This window comes from Agarivorans sp. D1326, from assembly GCF_056958115.1.
Genome location: NZ_JBTWEN010000001.1, coordinates 438,083 through 454,829, shown reverse-complemented (window position 1 = coordinate 454,829; position 16,747 = coordinate 438,083). Strand labels below are relative to the sequence as shown.

Here is a 16,747-nt window from a genome sequence, read left to right as displayed (position 1 = left end):
GGATTTGTCTAAAAAGGAATTTAGATGTTACCGCAATTTAATTTGATGAGTTTATTCGAGCGGCCAAGTCGCCGACAAAAAGTTGCGCTTATTTTTTCGCTCGACATAGTCTTTTTAAGTTTAGCTTTTTGGGGCGCACTTTGGGTTCGCTTTGAGACTCACCATTACTTTTTCGACACGCCAACCTGGATAACTTTTGGCTCGGTGATTGTTACAACGCTGGCGGGCTTTTGGTATTTCGGTCTTTATCGGGCAGTACTGCGTTATATCAATGAGAAAAACTTACAAGCAATCTTGTTTAGTTTTGCCTGTGCCACCCTTTTAATGATTGTCACCTCATTTTACTTACAAGCAGTGATCCCTCGAACAGCCCCTTTCATTTATTTAGCCTTTGGCATAATTATGTGTGGCGGAGTGCGTTTTGCTATTCGTTACTTATTTGTGTGGATAGAAAACAGTACTAAACAAAATGTGATTATTTTTGGTGCTGGAGACAGTGGTCGCCAGTTGCTTCAAGCTATTGGCCAAGGTGATGTTTTTCAGGCGGTAGCATTTATTGATGATAAGAAAGAATTGCGTCATTCCTTGATTCACGGGTTAACGGTTTATCCTCCTCAACAACTACCAATGCTGATTCATCGTTTCCATGTCAGCAAGGTTTTATTGGCTATTCCAAACGCCGGTAAAAAGCGACGTTCAGAAATTCTTACTTCTCTTGCTGATTTAAATACCGAAGTTCTCACTGTTCCTCGTTTAAATGATTTGGTGACCGGTGAAGCTAAAGTTGATCAAATCAAAGAGGTAGAAATTGAAGATTTATTGGGGCGCGAAGCAGTAAGCCCTGATTCTCATTTAATGGACAGTTCTATTCGCCATAAAACCGTGTTGGTAAGTGGCGCTGGTGGCTCTATTGGTTCAGAGCTTTGTCGTCAAATCATCCAGTATAGACCCAAGCGTTTGTTGCTTGTTGAGCGCTCAGAAGTGGCTTTGTATGAAATAGAACGTGAACTAATAAAACGATGTGAAGCCTTAGCACTTAACGTTGAACTGGTGCCATTGATGATTTCAGTTCAGCATTTACCCCGTTTAAGTGCCATGATGCAGGCTAATAAGGTAGATACGGTGTATCACGCTGCTGCTTATAAACATGTGCCCTTAGTTGAACAAAACGTGGTTGAAGGTGTATGTAACAATGTGTTTGGTTCTTACAACATCGCCCAAGCCGCAATTAAAGCAAAGGTAAGCACCTTTGTATTGGTATCAACCGACAAAGCGGTTAGACCAACCAATGTAATGGGAGCAACCAAACGTTTGGCTGAGCTAGTGATGCAGAGCTTAGCTGAACACCAGTCAGAAACTACTATTAGCATGGTGCGTTTTGGCAATGTATTGGGCTCGTCTGGTTCGGTTATTCCTCTGTTTAAAGAACAAATTCGTAAAGGCGAAGACTTAACCATTACGCACCCAGACATTATTCGCTACTTTATGACAATTCCAGAGGCTGCTCAGTTGGTTATTCAGGCGGGATCAATGGCTAAGGGCGGCGAGGTTTTTGTATTGGATATGGGCGAACCAGTGAAAATTGCTGAGCTTGCTAAACGCATGGTTCACCTTTCTGGTTTAGAGGTAAGGGATGAAGCCAATCCTGATGGTGATATTGAGCTTAAATATACCGGATTGCGCCCTGGCGAGAAGCTGTATGAAGAGTTGCTGGTGGGCGATGATGAGCGACCAACCGATCACCCACGTATTCTCACGGCCAACGAGAGCTTTATGCCTTGGGCAGAGTTGATGGCTTTGTTTGATGAGCTAAACCTAGCGTGTGAAGCCATGGACGAGCAAGCGGTAATCGCATTATTAAAACAAGCACCTTTGGCCTATTGCCAAGAGCAAGATAAGCCACAGCTAAAGGCTGTTTCGTAGTTGAGCAGCTCGCCGCTAACGCTTACCTTAATTCGAGGTTTACCGGGTAGCGGCAAGTCTACCTTAGCCGCCACTTTAGATGCTGTTCATCTAGAAGCTGATATGTACTTTGTTGATAAACAAGGCATATATAATTATCGCGCCGAAGATATTGGGCTGGCCCATCAATGGTGCCAGCAACAAACCGAACAACAATTAGCCTTGGGCAATAATGTGGTGGTGGCGAATACTTTTGTAAAACAGTGGGAGATGCAGGCTTATCGCGACTTAGCGCTTAAGTATAAAGCTGTATTAGAAGTAAAGTGTTGTAACGGCCGTTTTCCCAATATTCATGATGTAAGTGATTCGGTGATAAAAAAGATGCGCGATAACTGGGAAGATTAGGAAATAAAAAAGGCGCTAGTAGCGCCTTTTTTATTTGGAGCATTAAGCTGTTTTCGGCTCTGCGTACATTGCGCTTATTTGCTCAGCAAAGCGGCTCTCAATCACTGCTCGTCGCAGTTTTAAAGTAGGTGTTAGTTCACCTTGTTTCATACAGAATTCGCGTGGCAGTAGGGTAAACTGTTTTACTTGCTCAAACCTAGCCAGGTTGGTTTGTACTTGCTTTAGTCTGGCTTGAATAAGGTTTTTGATTTCTGCATTCTCAAGCAGTTCGTTTCGATGCTGCCATTTAATACCTAGTTGTTTAGCGTGTAGCTCTAGGGCTTCAAAAGCTGGAACAATCAAGGCTGAAACAAAATGGCGTGCGTCGGCAATAATGGCAACTTGTTCAAATAAAGGTTCGCGAATCAATGCGCCTTCTACTCGTTGAGGGGCAATGTATTTCCCTCCAGAGGTTTTCATCAGCTCTTTAATTCGTTCGGTTAACACTAGGTTACCTTCCTCATCTAGCTTTCCTGCATCGCCGGTATGTAGCCAGCCATTTACAATGGTGTCGGCAGTGGCTTGTGGTTTATTAAAGTAACCACGCATTACGGTGTCACCTTTAATTAAAATCTCTCCTTGTTCAGAGATTTTTACTTGTAGCGCTTCTAAAGGCTGACCAATGCTGCCGATGGTCTTTTTAGTTTGGCTGTAACAAGATACCGTAGCGGTAGACTCAGTCATGCCGTAGCCATAGTTAATGGGGATATCAAGGCTTTGAAAAAAGCTGTTAATGTCGTCTGCCAATTTAGCCCCTGAGCAGGGCAGTAACCGAGCTGGGCCAAATATTGCGCGAAGTTTCTTAAGAACAAGTTTGTTGGCAAGCGCATAGCGTACCTTTAGCAGCAGGCTAGGTGTTAGATTACTTTGCTTTGCAGCCAATCGCTGTTGAGCCACGCTTAAGGCCCAACTAAAAAGTACTTGTTTGGTTTTTGGGGCCGCGGCAACTTTCTGCAAAATGGCAGCATGGATTTTTTCATAGAGGCGCGGAACACTGCACATTAAGGTTGCTTGGCTACGTGGCAATGCTTCTTGTATTTGAGCTGGATCTTCTAGGTAAATGTTGCTCGCACCACGATATAAGATGTAATAAGTCCAAGCTCGCTCAAATACGTGACTTAGCGGTAAAAAGCTTAGTGATACATCGCTAGCTCTAACATCTAGGCGCTGGTCATGCATGGCAAAAGCTGCTGCAAAGTTAGCGTGGTCAAGTATTACACCTTTGGGTTCACCAGTAGTGCCAGAGGTGTATATAAGTGTAGCAAGGTCACTCATTTGTTGGTTTTGTTGCCGCAATAACAGCGTTTGCGCTTCGTCTGCTCCACCTAAACAAATTAGCTGTTGCCAGCTCAATACGTTTTCTTGTTGAGTGAGAGGGCTTTCTTCAAAACAAATCAGTGTTTCAATTTGTCCTGCATCTAACAGCTTTAAGCCTATCTCTATTTGCTCTTGTTGGCCCACAAATAATATTTTGCAGCCCGCATCCTCTAAAATGTATTGGCTTTGCTCTAGCGTGTTGGTTGGGTAAATAGGCACTACACAACCGCGCGCCGCTAAAATGCCTAAATCGGTGATAGTCCATTCAGGCATGTTGGGTGACATAATTGCCACGCCTTGCTGTTCTTCATGGCCTAGTTTGATTAAGCCTTTTGCTACTTGCGTCCATTGCTGCGAGAAATCCTTCCATGTAAAACACTGCCAAGCTTGGTTGCGCCAAATTTTTAGCGCAACCTGATCTAACTGTTGCTGAGCTTGTTGGCTAAGCAAGTTAACGATGTGCTGCATGTAATTACCTTTATGAGGATGAGGGCGAATAGCCATAATTAGGGGGGCTATTCTAGGTAGTTTTATTTGAGCGAACAAGTGTAAGCTAAACAGAACCGAAATATTATTTGGGTTTTATAGTGAAATTGTGGGCAATTACCGCATATCAATATGACAAATTGGCTATATGGCCAAGTTTTATACAAAAGCTAGGAGCTGCTCATATCTAAAGGAAACATAATCGAATTATGTCAATTACTGCTATCCTAATAGTTAGGTAAACGTTGTCTTTAGTGTGTTGCAATAAGTGGTTGAGGGTAATATTTTCCCTTGGTGAGAGCTATTACCCACAACAAAACATATTAAAAGACTGCTAAAGTGGCTAAATGACAGAGCTGGTAAGCTGTTTTGCCGCAGCTGCTGTTGGTTGCTCAAGGCTATGATTGTTGGTGCTTGTAAGACGATGTGAGGCTGTTTATTTTGTGCTAAATCGCAAAAATTGCCAATAATTAAATTACTTTATATTTAAAAGTGGAAACGTTTACCCTTTCGTGCTTCAATATACTTATTCGAAGCTGTTAAAGCTGTTTTTTGTAGAACTGGGTGCAGCATAAGCTGTACAGATTTTGGAGAACGTGATGAATAAGGTCTTGGTTACAGGCGGTATGGGCTACATTGGCAGCCATACTTGTGTACAACTGATTAATGCTGGTTTAACCCCCATTATTCTAGATAACCTATGTAACAGTAAGCGTGAAGTACTTGCACGAATCGAAACCTTAACCAAACAACAACCTGCTTTCTACCAAGGTGACGTGCGAGACCGCACGGTACTAGAAAAGATCTTTAGCGAACATAATATCGATTCTGTCATCCATTTTGCGGGCTTAAAAGCAGTAGGTGAGTCGGTTGAGAAGCCTTATGAGTACTACGACAATAACGTAACAGGTTCGTTAGTGCTAATTGATGTGATGCGTAAAGCTGGCGTAAAAAGCATTGTATTTAGCTCTTCGGCTACGGTGTACGGCGAGCCAAGTGTTATGCCAATCAACGAAGATACTCCAACCGGTGATGTGACTAACCCTTACGGTCGAAGTAAGTTTATGGTGGAAGAGTGCTTCCGCGATATTCAACTCGCGGCGCCAGATTTAAGCGTTACCTTACTGCGCTACTTTAACCCTGTTGGCGCTCATCCTAGTGGCTTAATGGGTGAAGACCCTCAAGGTATTCCAAATAACTTAATGCCGTTTATTGCGCAAGTTGCGGTAGGGCGCCGAGAGAGTTTGTCAGTATTTGGTGATGATTATCCAACCCCCGACGGCACTGGCGTTCGCGACTACATTCACGTTATGGATTTAGCTGATGGCCACGTTGCAGCCTTAACCAAAATTGGTGAGCAAGCCGGTTTACATATCTTCAACCTCGGAACCGGTAAAGGTAGCTCTGTGCTTGAAATGGTAAAAGCATTTAGCGCAGCTTGTGGTAAAGATATCGCTTACCAAATTTGCCCGCGCCGTAATGGCGACATTGCTGAATGCTGGGCCGCCACCGATAAAGCGGAAAAAGTTTTAGGCTGGAAAGCCACTCGCAGCATTGATGACATGACCGCTGATACCTGGAATTGGCAGTCAAATAACCCTAAAGGTTACGACCAGTAAAAGTTTAGAAAACAGAAAGCACTTTGTGGTGCTTTTTATGGAGTAAGAAAATCTCATGTTAGACACTCAATTCGACCCAACAGAGCATCCGCACCGTCGGTACAACCCGTTAACTGGACAGTGGATCTTAGTTTCTCCGCATCGTGCTAAGCGCCCGTGGAGCGGCCAAGATGAAACCCCGTCTACTGCTGAGCTTCCTAGCTACGACGAAGGCTGTTTTTTGTGTGCAGGAAATACCCGAATTTCTGGCGATGTAAATCCAGATTATAAGGGGACTTACGTATTTGGAAATGACTTCGCGGCATTGATGACGGGTTCACCTGACGTGCCTAAGTCAGCCGATCCCTTGTTTACCAGTATGGAAGCTCGTGGTTTAAGTCGAGTGATTTGTTTTTCTCCCGACCATAGCAAAACCTTACCCGAGCTTTCGGTACCCGCTATTCGAGGTGTTATCGACACTTGGAATGAGCAAATCGAAGAACTTGGTAAAGACTACCTTTGGGTTCAGGCTTTCGAGAATAAAGGTGAAACCATGGGCTGTTCTCAGCCTCATCCTCATGGCCAAATTTGGGCCAACAGCTTTTTACCGAATGAGATTGAGCGTAAAGACAAGCATTTACGAGAGTATTACCAGCAACACGGCAGCAACCTTTTAGTTGACTATGCAGCAAAAGAACAAGCTGATGGTGTACGAACGGTTGTTGAAACCGAGCATTGGCTGGCTGTAGTACCTTATTGGGCTGCATGGCCGTTTGAAACGATGCTATTGCCTAAAGCGCATATTCGTCGAATGAGCGAACTGTCTGATGAGCAACGTGACGACTTGTCTCTTGCCATTAAAAAGTTGACTAGTCGCTATGACAATCTGTTTAAGTGTTCATTCCCTTACTCAATGGGTTGGCACTATGCGCCTTTCTTCAAGGAAGGGGACACATCTACAGAGCATTGGCAATTACATGCCTTGTTCTACCCACCGCTATTACGTAGCGCCAGTGTGCGCAAGTTTATGGTGGGCTACGAAATGCTAGCAGAAAGCCAGCGTGACTTGACCGCCGAACAAGCGGCTGCAAAGCTTCGTGACCTAAGTGACGTACATTACAAAGAACAAGATCAGTAAAGGAGCCGATAATGACAGATCGCCAACAACAACTCATTGATAAGGTTGCTAGTGCCTTTACTGAAATGACCGGGCAAGCACCTGCAAAGCTGATACAAGCACCTGGGCGGGTAAACCTCATCGGTGAACATACCGATTATAACGATGGTTTTGTATTACCTTGCGCTATTGATTACCAAGCAGTAGTGGCTGCGTCTCCACGTACCGACAGTATTGTGCGGGTGGTATCAGTAGATTACGGTAATCAAGTTAACGAGTTTGATATAAGCCAACCTTTAGAATTTGACCAAGACCTAATGTGGGTTAACTACATTCGTGGGGTTATTTCAGTATTGCTGAACAAAGGTTTCACTTTTTCAGGTGCCGATATTGCGGTGAGTGGTAATGTGCCACAAGGTGCGGGCTTAAGCTCTTCGGCCGCGTTAGAAGTGGTTATTGGCCAAACGTTTAAAACGCTATACAAACTGGATGTGTCGCAACAGCAACTTGCCTTAATTGGACAAGAAGCTGAAAACAACTTTGTAGGTTGTAACTGCGGCATTATGGACCAACTTATTTCAGCCGAAGGTGAAGCAAACCACGCCTTACTTATCGATTGTCGTTCATTAGAAACCAAAGCGGTAGCCATGCCAGAAGATATGGCGGTTGTTATTATTAACAGCAACAAAAAACGTGGTTTGGTAGATAGTGAATACAATACTCGTCGTGAGCAATGTGAAGCTGCTGCTAAAGGTTTAGGGGCAAGTTCTTTACGTGATGTTAGTGAAGCGATGTTTGCTGAGAACTCGGCGAGCCTCGATCCTATTGTGGCGAAACGTGCGCGTCATGTAATTACTGAAAATGCCCGTACATTGGCTGCATCGGAAGCGTTAAAAGCCAACGATATGGCAAAACTGAGTGTGCTAATGGAACAGTCTCATGCCTCTATGCGTGACGATTTCGAAATCACCGTGCCGGAAGTAGATGGTCTTGTAGACATTGTTAAGCAAGTGATTGGCGCAGAAGGCGGCGTTCGCATGACCGGTGGTGGTTTTGGTGGTTGTATTGTGGCCTTGATACCACCTGCTTTAGTGGATGATGTGTGCCAAGCGGTTGAGCAGAAATACCAAGCATTAACAGGGCTAAAAGAAAGCATTTATGTGTGTAAAGCAATGCCTGGGGCTGGTGCTATTTAACCTCTAAGTGTTCATGCAAAAGCCTCGACTTGTTCGAGGCTTTTTTGTTTTTAGCTACGTCAAATGTTGACGAGTGACGGGAGTAAAATTTTGTTTTCTAGAAGTGAAAAGGTGGGCACTGTAATAATCAGCGGGTGAGTCGATAGTAGGTTGGGTGTAACGACTCAGGCTAGGTGGTTGATATCATTGTATTATGTGATTCACCTAGCGTATATGAACTATACATAGTTGAGCAAAGGGCTGCGTGGTAACATCTGCGTTGTCAGAAGGATAGTCTGATGAAAATAGCTAGATAGGAAGTCGCCCAAGGGCGGCTTTTTTGTGTCCAAAAGAAAATTGTAACTAGCAGCCAACAGTGAAAGAACTACGGTAACAGCTTTAGCTCATCTTTGTGGGTGACTTTGGCGTCAAAGTAAGTTGAATGCATTGCTAACAAGTGTGTGGCTACCTAAGCATTTGCCAGTTACTAATGGCTGGTAAAATGCTGTAATCAACTTAGTGAGCTAGTTTCACTTTCAAGGCACAAATAATGTAGATTGACGAGGTAAGAACATGAAAGGTGTAAGTTTTCACAAACGAGATGCACTATGGATGGCTCATATAATTGTCGAAGGGAAACGCAAGCATTTAGGGTGTTTTAAGAAGCAGGAAGAGGCTATCGCCGCCCGCAAAGCTGCGGAAAATGAGTGTGCGAAGGAGGCTGCGTAGCTATAGCGATAGAAAAAAGCCAAGTGTGCTGTAAATCGATTATGTCACAGCTAGGTACACGCACATAAACGTGGGCTAGAGCATACTTTGTTACGCAGATACTGGCGTCCCCTACAGGATTCGAACCTGTGTCTAAGACTTAGGAGGTCCTTGTTCTATCCAGCTGAACTAAGGGGACACTAAAGTAAGGCGCACACCTAGTTTAGTGTGCGGGTACATTATACTCAGCTTTAACTTTATGAAAAGCAAAGCCTTACTGTTTGCTTACTAAGTCACCAAGTTGAATATTTGCCGTCATGCTTGGGTCAACCGCTACCACAATGGCACTCTCTTGATACACTTGCTCAATTCTTACCATGCTGTCAGCCATAATTTGCTCTTGGCGTGGAATGTCCCAGTTTCCCCAGTGATAGTTTTGATGAATCAAGTTTAACAACATGCCGCGGTTAAGCTGATTCGCTTTCCCAAGGTTTATTTGCCAGCGATCTGGCCCCAGAACTTTTACCACGCTGCCTTGTAAGGGTTGGCAAGCTAGCAGGGCATCTACTTCGGTAACTACCTGTTGTAAGGTGGCGTTTACCGTTTCTCCATAGGCCGATAACCAAAACTCGGCAGAGTGGGGGGATACCACCTCTCTGGCGTCAAACTCCCATGGTGCGTTTACCGAAAAACGCTTGTTGTATATTTCTTCTAAATCAATGGCGTTGTATACCCTGGCATTCACCACAAAGTAACGTTGCGGATAACTAAGGTTAATAAATTTAGGCTTGTGCACTTGGTCTAGCGAAATGTTCTCGATTTCTAAGCCAAGCAAATATTGTGCGCCATAACGATCGGCAACATCTTTAATGCCCTTGTAGTTATGTTCTCCTGGCTTGTAATAATTTAAAGGTAACTTTGGTGGGGGCTTTACGTTGAACTGATTACCCACCTGGCGAGCAATGTCGTAGGTGCGTTGTTCAACTGCCGGTGATAGCTCTTGTAGTTGTCCCACACGCGCCTGATGTTGCTGCTTTAAGAAGGGAGGGAGTAGCAACATGTTTTTGCTATAGCCGCTGGCTTTACATTGGCTGGTAGCCGGGAATACGTCGGCCTGTAAAATTATATAGTATTGTTGGCCGTGATTACCTTCGTCTAATACGGTTAGGTTATGCAAGGAGCCTTTAGAAACCACTTCAATTTGATCAAGGGTGAGTTGCCCACCAGAGACTTTGCTAATGCTGGTAACAGACGCCCCCGAATACAACAGAAGCTGCTTAACCGCATCTTGGGTGGCTAAGCTTTTGGCTTGTTCAAAGTCGTTGTTTACGATGGTGGCTTGGCCCTTAGCCTCGTACCATATTGCCTGTGTCGACATGCTAATTAGCATCCCAACTAAAAGAATTATCTGTTTCATAAGGCCCTCCTATGTTTCGGAGTAAGCAATAACTATACCCAAAATAAAACGCTATTTTTTTGACTGGAACGGTTATTGCTTGGAACAGGGAAGTCGGAGGAGATTGATATGCGATATACGACACTATTTATTTTGCTGGTAACGCTACAAGGATGCAATACCAGTTTACATCATGTTTCTAATTATCCTTATGTGGAGCCGCGAGAGCAGCAAGATGCCGCTTTGTATGTGCATGTCGACAACCTGTCTCAACAGTTAACTGATGACGTGGATTTAACCGAGACTGACTCTGTGGCTATAAGTACGGTGGTGGATTTAGACAACTTGCAATCGAGCGATGGATTTGGGCGGCAAGTGGCAGAGGCAATGTTTGCCGCTTTATCGCGTGAAGGCGTAAATATGGTAGAGCCGCGCCTTACTGGACGTTTGCAAATGGACCCCGGTTTCGGCGAGTTTTCGTTATCGCGAGATGCAGATTTACTGAGAACTGAAATGGAGATTACCTATGTGGTGGTTGGCAGTTTTCAGCGAACAACTTCGGGTAGGCATGTAAATCTTCGTTTAGTTGAGCTATCTAGCCAAGCGGTTGTGTCGGCTGCTTATCAATTTATCCCCAATATGGCGGGGGCAACTTCACCGCGTGTGACTAGTGTAAATGGGAGCTTGCAGCGTCATGAACAATCTGTACTTTAGATCGTGGTTTATTAGTCTAGCGGTTTTGTTGTTGCTAGCTTGTACGCCAACAACCCAAGTTAAACAAGTTGAATGGACTTATGAGCCACCGGGTGACTTTACCGTGGTTAATGCCGTTGGTTATGCGCCTATTAGTCAGCAACGTGGCGCAGACATGAGCGCTAAACAATTACGCGCAATGAAAGCCTCGAAGCTGGACGCATACAGAGAGCTTTCTGAGCAAGTGTATGGCCAACATATCGATAGTACCGCAACTGTCAGCGATATGGTGCTTGGTAACGAGCGTTTAGCTGCCTCGGTTGCTGGGGTAATTCGTGGTGCTAAGGTGATTAACGCCTACGCGGTTGACGATGTATATGTCACTGAGTTGCAACTAGATTTCCGAGAAGTGTACCGCGTTACTATGTCTATGGCGCCAACTCGCCATCTTGAGAGTCAAAAAACCGTTCATTTTTAGTAAAGATTTTACCTTTCTGGCCGATACTTAAAGCGTAATAGACGATTAAGGAAGCGACATGAAAGGTATATCTTTAGTAGCCTTGGCTACTACAATGCTGGTGGGGTGCTCTAGTTCCCCATCAATGCAAAAAGTGGTGGTGTACGATGGCTCAAAGCATCACGCCGCACATACTCACAACGCTCACTACATGGAAGGTGTTGTAGATGAGAACGGGCAGTTGTTTTTAAGTGGAATGCAAAGCCGTTCGCTTAACCCTGCCAGCCCAGATATGAGTGACCCTGATGTTCAGCACTCACTGACCGATTATGTAAATCTAATGTCGCAACGCCTAGTCTCAAGCTCTCACTATGTGAATGCCGATACGCCTATTGGCGTGGCTTCGTTTGTTCCTTTAGATAACCTTCGCACCACTGATTTATTTGGCATGCAGCTAGCCGAAAGCTTTGTTTACGAAATGCAACAAAGTGGCTTTTCGGTAATTGATTATAAAACCACTGGTTTTATTCGCATTACCCCAGAAGGGGACTTTGTATATAGCCGCAACGTAAAAGAGTTATCTAAGCGTTTACCCATTGAATACTTGCTCGTAGGTACTTTTAGCAAATCAAATAAAGGTATTTTGGTTAACGCTCGGATCGTTGGCGCTCAATCAAAAGTCGTGGTTGCTTCTGCTCAAGAGCTTATTCCGAATGAGGTGTATCAAAGCAAAGTACCTGCGCCAGTTAAGCGAGATGGGGTAATGATTATCGAGTCGCGTAAGCAGGCCAGTAAAACTAAGATGCCGATGGGGGAGCGTGGTTAGTTAATTTCGTCTATTACTGTTATACGCAAAACCCTAGCCTTGGCTGGGGTTTTGTTGTTTTTGAATATGTAACTACTACAAGCAACATTTTTTCCATTAACAACAGTAGAGCATTCAGAAGTTCAAATTCAATTAGCTAAGGTGAACAGCTTAATGCCCAGTTAATTTGGATTATGTAGTTTCTGGAAGCGAGGGGTAACTTAAGCTTTAAAGCCTTTACCCATTCGTTGTGAACTGTGCTTTTTACCTAGTTTGTCATAGGTAGACGCATTTTGGTTTTGCAGTTGGTCAATTACGGCACTTAGCTGTTTGACTTTTTCATTGCTGGCTTTAATTATTTCGCCATTTAGCTGATTGCGTTCTTGGCATTGGGCCAGCAAACTTTTGATGGTATCTACTTGTTGAACAAATTGAGGATCTGAATTCAGCTGTTCTTTATTGGAAGACGCTGCGATCTCTTCATCGGCACTCGCTATTAGCGCCAGTACTTGTTCTTTTTGCTCAGCAACAGCATAAAGAGCAATAGTATCGTCTTGTTCAAGAGCAACTTTTTCTTGCTCCAAAAGAGAAAGCAGCAAGGTGAGTTGCTGCTCTTGAGTATTCAGTAGTGGGGCGATCATAGGCTAATTATCCAAGCGCTTTATTAAACTCACTTTCAAAGTCACCCATTTTCTGTGCAACTTTATTGGCATCTACTTGATAAGTACCATCGGCCACCGCTTGCTTGATTGATTCGAGCTTCGAGCTTCTGCTATCTGAATCACTGAGCAAATTCTGCTGAATACGGTTTAGTTGTTGTGCTTCGTTTGTAAGCATAACTGAATCCTGGGCTGCAGCAGAACCAGCGGTTGAACGTTGTTCAGCGCTTTCTTTTGTGCCTTTGTCAGCAACTCGATTTGAGTCTAGTTGACTAGGACGGTTTCCACCTAAGTTGTTAATATTTAAAGCCATAATGGCGCCCCACAGTTAATCAATTTTTCGTATTCAATAAAGCTATCGGCTTGCTTTGATAAAACTTTAGAAAAAAATTAAAGTTTTACCTCAACTATTCCAATCGCTTTTACTCGGCCGGTGACCAGACGCTGAGACTGATTATTTCTAACCCGAATGGTATCACCGATAGTGCCACTAGACAAAGCGGTACCTTGGGTTGTTACATTCAGCCCACCTGCATTGGCGGAGATGGTAACAGCATCACCTTTGCAAACTATGCAAATATCGCGCCCGGTTATAATTTGGTCTTTACGCATTGCTCGTCTAAGTTTAGCACCAACTAAGAGCTCTAGCTCTGTGAAGTAACTGCCGCGTAAGCGATTCTCGGGCAAAAAATTAGTGGTAAGTTGCGCGTTAGTTAAGGCAGCCCCTTCCTGGATGGGGGAGGCTGCTACTACCACGGCAAGCAATACTTGTTTGCGTACTGGGATATAGAGGCGCCAGTTTGCGTGTTCATCACACGTAACTAATACACTGGTGTTTCTGCGTACTTCACCATTGGCTAAACTGTAACGATAAGGCGTTGAACAGTCGGGGATCGCGATTCGCTCATCTAATTGATTAGCGGTTAGCTCAATTTTTTGACTATTGTCGTGAGTTATCTGTGAATAAACAAAATCTACTGCTGCTTTTTCAAGCTGCGAGTGCAGCTCACTAGTGTGAGCAGTAAGACTAAAACAAAATAATACGAGTGAAGCAGCAATTTTTATCAACATTTCCGATATGATACCGATAAAGCAAAGTAACAATTGGCTTTTTTGTCTATGCTTAACAAGTCGATGTTAAGCCTCTTGGTGTCAAAAAAACGACAATTAAGTTAGATTAAGCGATAGTATACAGGGGTTAAGCAAGGTTGATGCCCCTTTCTAAGGAGTGATAAGTATATGGCGGGTATTTTAGATTCGGTAAACCAGCGTACGCAGCTAGTAGGACAGAATCGCTTAGAGTTGTTGTTATTCAGGTTAAATGGGTCTCAGCGCTATGGCATTAATGTATTTAAAGTAAAAGAAGTCTTACAGTGTCCGCCACTTACCGCGCTGCCTAAACTAAATCCTGTTATCCGAGGTGTGGCACATATTCGTGGCCAAACTATTTCGGTCATTGATTTAAGTTCAGCCACAGGCGGGCGTCCAATAGAAGATGTAACCAAGTGTTTCATCATCATTTCAGAGTACAACCGTTCTGTGCAGGGCTTTTTAGTAGGCTCGGTCGAGCGTATTGTAAATATGAATTGGGAAGACATTTTGCCGCCGCCAAAAGGGGCGGGTAAGTTCAACTACCTGACAGCGGTAACAGAGGTTGAAAAAGAGCTAGTTTCTATTTTAGACGTTGAAAAGATTCTCGATGAAATTTCTCCGGTTGATACCACTGTAAGTAAAGAGATTGTTGAAGAAGCAGCCGCAAACGTTCAAATAGACAAAAAAGTATTGGTGGTTGACGATTCTTCGGTGGCGCGAAATCAAGTTAAGCGCGCGGTAACCTCCTTAGGGGTAGAAGCCTTACTTTGCCAAGATGGACGAGAAGCCCTCGAACTGTTAACCACTATGGCTAAAGATGGTCCAATTACCGATCAAATAGCGCTGGTGATTTCAGATATTGAAATGCCAGAAATGGATGGTTACACCTTAACCGCGGAAGTACGTTCTCATCCAGATTTAAAAGGTCTGCACATAATTTTACACACCTCCTTAAGTGGTGTATTCAACCAAGCTATGGTAAATAAAGTTGGCGCTAACGCCTTTATTGCTAAATTTAATCCAGATGAATTAGCTGCCGCTGTTCGTCAATCTTTATAGAGTGTGGATGCATTGAGAACCATAACAGATGATGTGTATAAACAGTTTTGTGGCTTTCTAGAAAAGCAGTGCGGAATTGTATTAGGTGATAACAAGCAATACTTAGTAAAGAGCCGTTTATCGCCTTTAATGGCTCAGTACTCTGTAGCGAGCCTTACCGAGCTAGTTCAAAAAGCCATGAGCCTACGTGAGCGTGATTTACGTGCGGCCGTGGTTGACGCCATGACCACTAATGAGACTCTGTGGTTTAGGGATACTTATCCATTTCAATTGCTCGGTGACAAACTCTTGCCTGAGTTCACAAAGCTATCTCGGCCAGTGAAGATTTGGTCAGCGGCAAGCTCCTCTGGCCAAGAGCCATACTCTATTATGATGACTTCACTGGAGTATCAGGCTAAACGCCCTGGAACCTTACCTATGGGGGTGCAGGTAGTGGGAACTGACATATCTCCGTCGATGCTGGAACATTGTAAGCGTGGTGAGTATGACACTTTAGCTTTGGCGCGTGGTTTATCGCCAGAGCGTAAGCGTCAGTTTTTTGAAGCGACTACCGACGGCAGATTTCGAGTTAATGATAAAGTGCGTAAAAATGTTAGCTTTAGACCGCTTAATCTCTTAGATAGTTACGCGTTAATGGGTAAATTCGATATCATTTTTTGTCGTAATGTTTTGATTTACTTTAACGCTGATGTGAAATCGAAGATCCTTAATCAGTTTGCTCAAGCATTAAACCCTAATGGATATTTAATGTTGGGAGCCTCTGAGTCTATTACCGGCTTAACCGATCGTTTTAATATGTTGCGTTGCCATCCCGGCATTGTTTATCAACTAAAATAAGCTAAACCCGAAGCGGCAGTAAATGGCAATAGTTGCCGCTTTACTTGCCGCTAGCATCACCCTGCCACCGTTATCTTGCATACCAATACAACTAAGTTCCTTAGTTAGTTGAACAAAAAGCGTCAAAAAAACTCTGGCACAGCTCTTGCTAAATATTCTTCGTAGAAGTGTAACGAGGTGTATATGGCAATAACATTTGATAAAGCATTAGGCGTTCATCAGCATACTGTAGGTGTAAGAGCCCGCCGTTCTGAGGTGATTGCAAGTAACATTGCTAATGCTGATACACCTAACTATAAAGCACGAGATATAGATTTTAATAAAGCATTTGCTGCCGCTAAAAGTAAGCAGGGTGGTGGAATGCACATCACTAATGAGCGCCACATCAGCGGCGGTAACAGCCAGTTTGCCGAACTAGGTTTTCAAGTGCCGGATCAACCAGACACCGGTGACGGTAATACCGTTGATGTACAAAAAGAGAAAGCTGCATTTATGCAAAATGGCCTGGAATATCAAGCAGGTATAAACTTTCTTTCAAGCAAGTTTAGTGGCTTACGTAATGCAATTAAGGGAGGTCAATAATGAGCTTTTTTAATGTTTTTGATATTTCAGCTTCGGCCATGAAGGCGCAGTCGGTACGTTTAAATACCACTGCCAGTAACCTAGCCAATGCCGACAGTATTAGTTCAAGTATCGATCAAACGTATCGAGCAAGAAAACCAGTGTTTGAGGCTGAGTTAAATAAAGCATCTCAAGCACAAGTTGAATCTGCACAAGTTAAAGTAGCGGGCATAGTTGAATCAGATGCTCCGTTGCGTAAAGAGTATTACCCAGAACACCCCATGGCTAATGAAGAAGGGTATATCTTCAAGCCAAACGTCAACGTTATTGAAGAAATGGCCGACATGATGAGTGCTTCTCGCTCCTATCAAGCCAATGTTCAAGTAACTGAAGCCGCTAAGCAAATGCTAAATAGCACGCTCAATCTGGGTAAAAGTTAAG

Annotated in this window: 18 protein-coding genes and 1 tRNA gene; 13 read left to right on the top strand and 6 right to left on the bottom strand. The window is 43.8% G+C overall.

Annotated elements, in window-relative coordinates:
• The first annotated feature begins 24 nt into the window (after positions 1 to 24).
• Positions 25 to 1,923 (top strand): polysaccharide biosynthesis protein, encoded by a 1,899-nt coding sequence (locus ACYFDN_RS02015; protein ID WP_483509826.1) that lies wholly within the window; start codon positions 25 to 27, stop codon positions 1,921 to 1,923.
• Positions 1,924 to 2,307, top strand: a complete 384-nt coding sequence (locus ACYFDN_RS02010; protein WP_483509825.1) for an AAA family ATPase — start codon at positions 1,924 to 1,926, stop codon at positions 2,305 to 2,307.
• A gap of 42 nt (positions 2,308 to 2,349) precedes the next feature.
• Here the strand turns inward: ACYFDN_RS02010 and ACYFDN_RS02005 are convergent, their stop codons facing one another.
• Positions 2,350 to 4,131, bottom strand: coding sequence for an AMP-dependent synthetase/ligase (locus tag ACYFDN_RS02005; RefSeq protein ID WP_483509824.1), 1,782 nt, complete (start codon positions 4,129 to 4,131; stop codon positions 2,350 to 2,352).
• Between the two features lie 617 nt (positions 4,132 to 4,748).
• Between ACYFDN_RS02005 and galE the strand changes: the two genes are divergently transcribed.
• The 4 genes from galE to ACYFDN_RS01985 all read left to right on the top strand — a co-directional run bounded on the left by galE (position 4,749) and on the right by ACYFDN_RS01985 (position 8,768).
• Positions 4,749 to 5,768 (top strand): UDP-glucose 4-epimerase GalE, encoded by a 1,020-nt coding sequence (galE, locus tag ACYFDN_RS02000; RefSeq protein WP_338625574.1) that lies wholly within the window; start codon positions 4,749 to 4,751, stop codon positions 5,766 to 5,768.
• Positions 5,769 to 5,823: 55 nt separating this feature from the next.
• Entirely contained in the window at positions 5,824 to 6,885 is a 1,062-nt protein-coding gene (locus ACYFDN_RS01995; protein WP_483509823.1) for a UDP-glucose--hexose-1-phosphate uridylyltransferase, read from the top strand.
• A gap of 11 nt (positions 6,886 to 6,896) precedes the next feature.
• Positions 6,897 to 8,060 carry a galactokinase gene (gene galK, locus ACYFDN_RS01990; RefSeq protein WP_483509822.1) on the top strand — a complete coding sequence of 388 codons (1,164 nt, stop codon included), beginning with the start codon at positions 6,897 to 6,899 and terminating at the stop codon, positions 8,058 to 8,060.
• 552 nt (positions 8,061 to 8,612) lie between these two features.
• Positions 8,613 to 8,768: a hypothetical protein gene (locus ACYFDN_RS01985; RefSeq protein ID WP_483509821.1), complete on the top strand. Its 156-nt coding sequence runs from the start codon at positions 8,613 to 8,615 to the stop codon at positions 8,766 to 8,768.
• Positions 8,769 to 8,870: 102 nt separating this feature from the next.
• Here ACYFDN_RS01985 and ACYFDN_RS01980 read toward each other — a convergent pair.
• Positions 8,871 to 8,946: transfer RNA gene (locus ACYFDN_RS01980), tRNA-Arg, on the bottom strand.
• Positions 8,947 to 9,021: 75 nt separating this feature from the next.
• Positions 9,022 to 10,164, bottom strand: coding sequence for a flagellar assembly protein T N-terminal domain-containing protein (locus tag ACYFDN_RS01975; RefSeq protein ID WP_483509820.1), 1,143 nt, complete (start codon positions 10,162 to 10,164; stop codon positions 9,022 to 9,024).
• Positions 10,165 to 10,272: 108 nt separating this feature from the next.
• On the opposite strand from ACYFDN_RS01975, the gene ACYFDN_RS01970 reads away from it, so the two are divergent.
• Genes ACYFDN_RS01970 through ACYFDN_RS01960 form a run of 3 tightly spaced genes read left to right on the top strand, consistent with a single transcriptional unit; the run spans position 10,273 to position 12,119 of the window.
• On the top strand, positions 10,273 to 10,857 hold the full coding sequence (locus ACYFDN_RS01970) for a FlgO family outer membrane protein (protein ID WP_152781209.1): 585 nt from the start codon (positions 10,273 to 10,275) through the stop codon (positions 10,855 to 10,857).
• Positions 10,838 to 11,314 (top strand): LPP20 family lipoprotein, encoded by a 477-nt coding sequence (locus ACYFDN_RS01965; RefSeq protein ID WP_016402486.1) that lies wholly within the window; start codon positions 10,838 to 10,840, stop codon positions 11,312 to 11,314. The genes ACYFDN_RS01970 and ACYFDN_RS01965 overlap by 20 nt, the downstream gene beginning before the upstream one ends.
• A 58-nt stretch (positions 11,315 to 11,372) precedes the next feature.
• Positions 11,373 to 12,119, top strand: a complete 747-nt coding sequence (locus tag ACYFDN_RS01960; RefSeq protein ID WP_483509819.1) for a FlgO family outer membrane protein — start codon at positions 11,373 to 11,375, stop codon at positions 12,117 to 12,119.
• 200 nt (positions 12,120 to 12,319) lie between these two features.
• Here ACYFDN_RS01960 and flgN read toward each other — a convergent pair whose 3' ends face one another.
• The 3 genes from flgN to flgA all read right to left on the bottom strand — a co-directional run bounded on the left by flgN (position 12,320) and on the right by flgA (position 13,828).
• Positions 12,320 to 12,739: a flagellar export chaperone FlgN gene (gene flgN, locus ACYFDN_RS01955; protein ID WP_483509818.1), complete on the bottom strand. Its 420-nt coding sequence runs from the start codon at positions 12,737 to 12,739 to the stop codon at positions 12,320 to 12,322.
• 7 nt (positions 12,740 to 12,746) lie between these two features.
• Positions 12,747 to 13,070 (bottom strand): flagellar biosynthesis anti-sigma factor FlgM, encoded by a 324-nt coding sequence (gene flgM / locus ACYFDN_RS01950; RefSeq protein ID WP_016402483.1) that lies wholly within the window; start codon positions 13,068 to 13,070, stop codon positions 12,747 to 12,749.
• Between the two features lie 77 nt (positions 13,071 to 13,147).
• Positions 13,148 to 13,828 (bottom strand): flagellar basal body P-ring formation chaperone FlgA, encoded by a 681-nt coding sequence (gene flgA / locus ACYFDN_RS01945; RefSeq protein ID WP_152781205.1) that lies wholly within the window; start codon positions 13,826 to 13,828, stop codon positions 13,148 to 13,150.
• A 168-nt stretch (positions 13,829 to 13,996) separates the two neighbouring features.
• Here flgA and ACYFDN_RS01940 point away from each other — a divergent pair, with 168 nt between their 5' ends.
• The 4 genes from ACYFDN_RS01940 (at position 13,997) to flgC (ending at position 16,746) form a co-directional block, all read left to right on the top strand.
• Positions 13,997 to 14,908: a chemotaxis protein CheV gene (locus tag ACYFDN_RS01940; RefSeq protein ID WP_016402481.1), complete on the top strand. Its 912-nt coding sequence runs from the start codon at positions 13,997 to 13,999 to the stop codon at positions 14,906 to 14,908.
• A 12-nt stretch (positions 14,909 to 14,920) separates the two neighbouring features.
• Positions 14,921 to 15,745, top strand: coding sequence for a CheR family methyltransferase (locus tag ACYFDN_RS01935; RefSeq protein WP_016402480.1), 825 nt, complete (start codon positions 14,921 to 14,923; stop codon positions 15,743 to 15,745).
• A 183-nt stretch (positions 15,746 to 15,928) separates the two neighbouring features.
• Entirely contained in the window at positions 15,929 to 16,327 is a 399-nt protein-coding gene (gene flgB, locus ACYFDN_RS01930; protein WP_152781203.1) for a flagellar basal body rod protein FlgB, read from the top strand.
• On the top strand, positions 16,327 to 16,746 hold the full coding sequence (gene flgC / locus ACYFDN_RS01925) for a flagellar basal body rod protein FlgC (protein WP_016402477.1): 420 nt from the start codon (positions 16,327 to 16,329) through the stop codon (positions 16,744 to 16,746). The genes flgB and flgC overlap by 1 nt, the downstream gene beginning before the upstream one ends.
• Position 16,747 lies beyond the last annotated feature (1 nt).

Excerpts from the sequence above, each read along its gene's own strand:
- ACYFDN_RS02015 (WP_483509826.1), top strand. The coding sequence starts at position 25 with ATGTTACCGCAATTTAATTTGATGAGTTTATTCGAGCGGCCAAGTCGC.
- ACYFDN_RS02005 (WP_483509824.1), bottom strand. The coding sequence starts at position 4,131 with ATGCAGCACATCGTTAACTTGCTTAGCCAACAAGCTCAGCAACAGTTA.
- galE (WP_338625574.1), top strand. The coding sequence starts at position 4,749 with ATGAATAAGGTCTTGGTTACAGGCGGTATGGGCTACATTGGCAGCCAT.
- ACYFDN_RS01995 (WP_483509823.1), top strand. The coding sequence starts at position 5,824 with ATGTTAGACACTCAATTCGACCCAACAGAGCATCCGCACCGTCGGTAC.
- galK (WP_483509822.1), top strand. The coding sequence starts at position 6,897 with ATGACAGATCGCCAACAACAACTCATTGATAAGGTTGCTAGTGCCTTT.
- ACYFDN_RS01985 (WP_483509821.1), top strand. The coding sequence starts at position 8,613 with ATGAAAGGTGTAAGTTTTCACAAACGAGATGCACTATGGATGGCTCAT.
- ACYFDN_RS01975 (WP_483509820.1), bottom strand. The coding sequence starts at position 10,164 with ATGAAACAGATAATTCTTTTAGTTGGGATGCTAATTAGCATGTCGACA.
- ACYFDN_RS01970 (WP_152781209.1), top strand. The coding sequence starts at position 10,273 with ATGCGATATACGACACTATTTATTTTGCTGGTAACGCTACAAGGATGC.
- ACYFDN_RS01965 (WP_016402486.1), top strand. The coding sequence starts at position 10,838 with ATGAACAATCTGTACTTTAGATCGTGGTTTATTAGTCTAGCGGTTTTG.
- ACYFDN_RS01960 (WP_483509819.1), top strand. The coding sequence starts at position 11,373 with ATGAAAGGTATATCTTTAGTAGCCTTGGCTACTACAATGCTGGTGGGG.
- flgN (WP_483509818.1), bottom strand. The coding sequence starts at position 12,739 with ATGATCGCCCCACTACTGAATACTCAAGAGCAGCAACTCACCTTGCTG.
- flgM (WP_016402483.1), bottom strand. The coding sequence starts at position 13,070 with ATGGCTTTAAATATTAACAACTTAGGTGGAAACCGTCCTAGTCAACTA.
- flgA (WP_152781205.1), bottom strand. The coding sequence starts at position 13,828 with ATGTTGATAAAAATTGCTGCTTCACTCGTATTATTTTGTTTTAGTCTT.
- ACYFDN_RS01940 (WP_016402481.1), top strand. The coding sequence starts at position 13,997 with ATGGCGGGTATTTTAGATTCGGTAAACCAGCGTACGCAGCTAGTAGGA.
- flgB (WP_152781203.1), top strand. The coding sequence starts at position 15,929 with ATGGCAATAACATTTGATAAAGCATTAGGCGTTCATCAGCATACTGTA.
- flgC (WP_016402477.1), top strand. The coding sequence starts at position 16,327 with ATGAGCTTTTTTAATGTTTTTGATATTTCAGCTTCGGCCATGAAGGCG.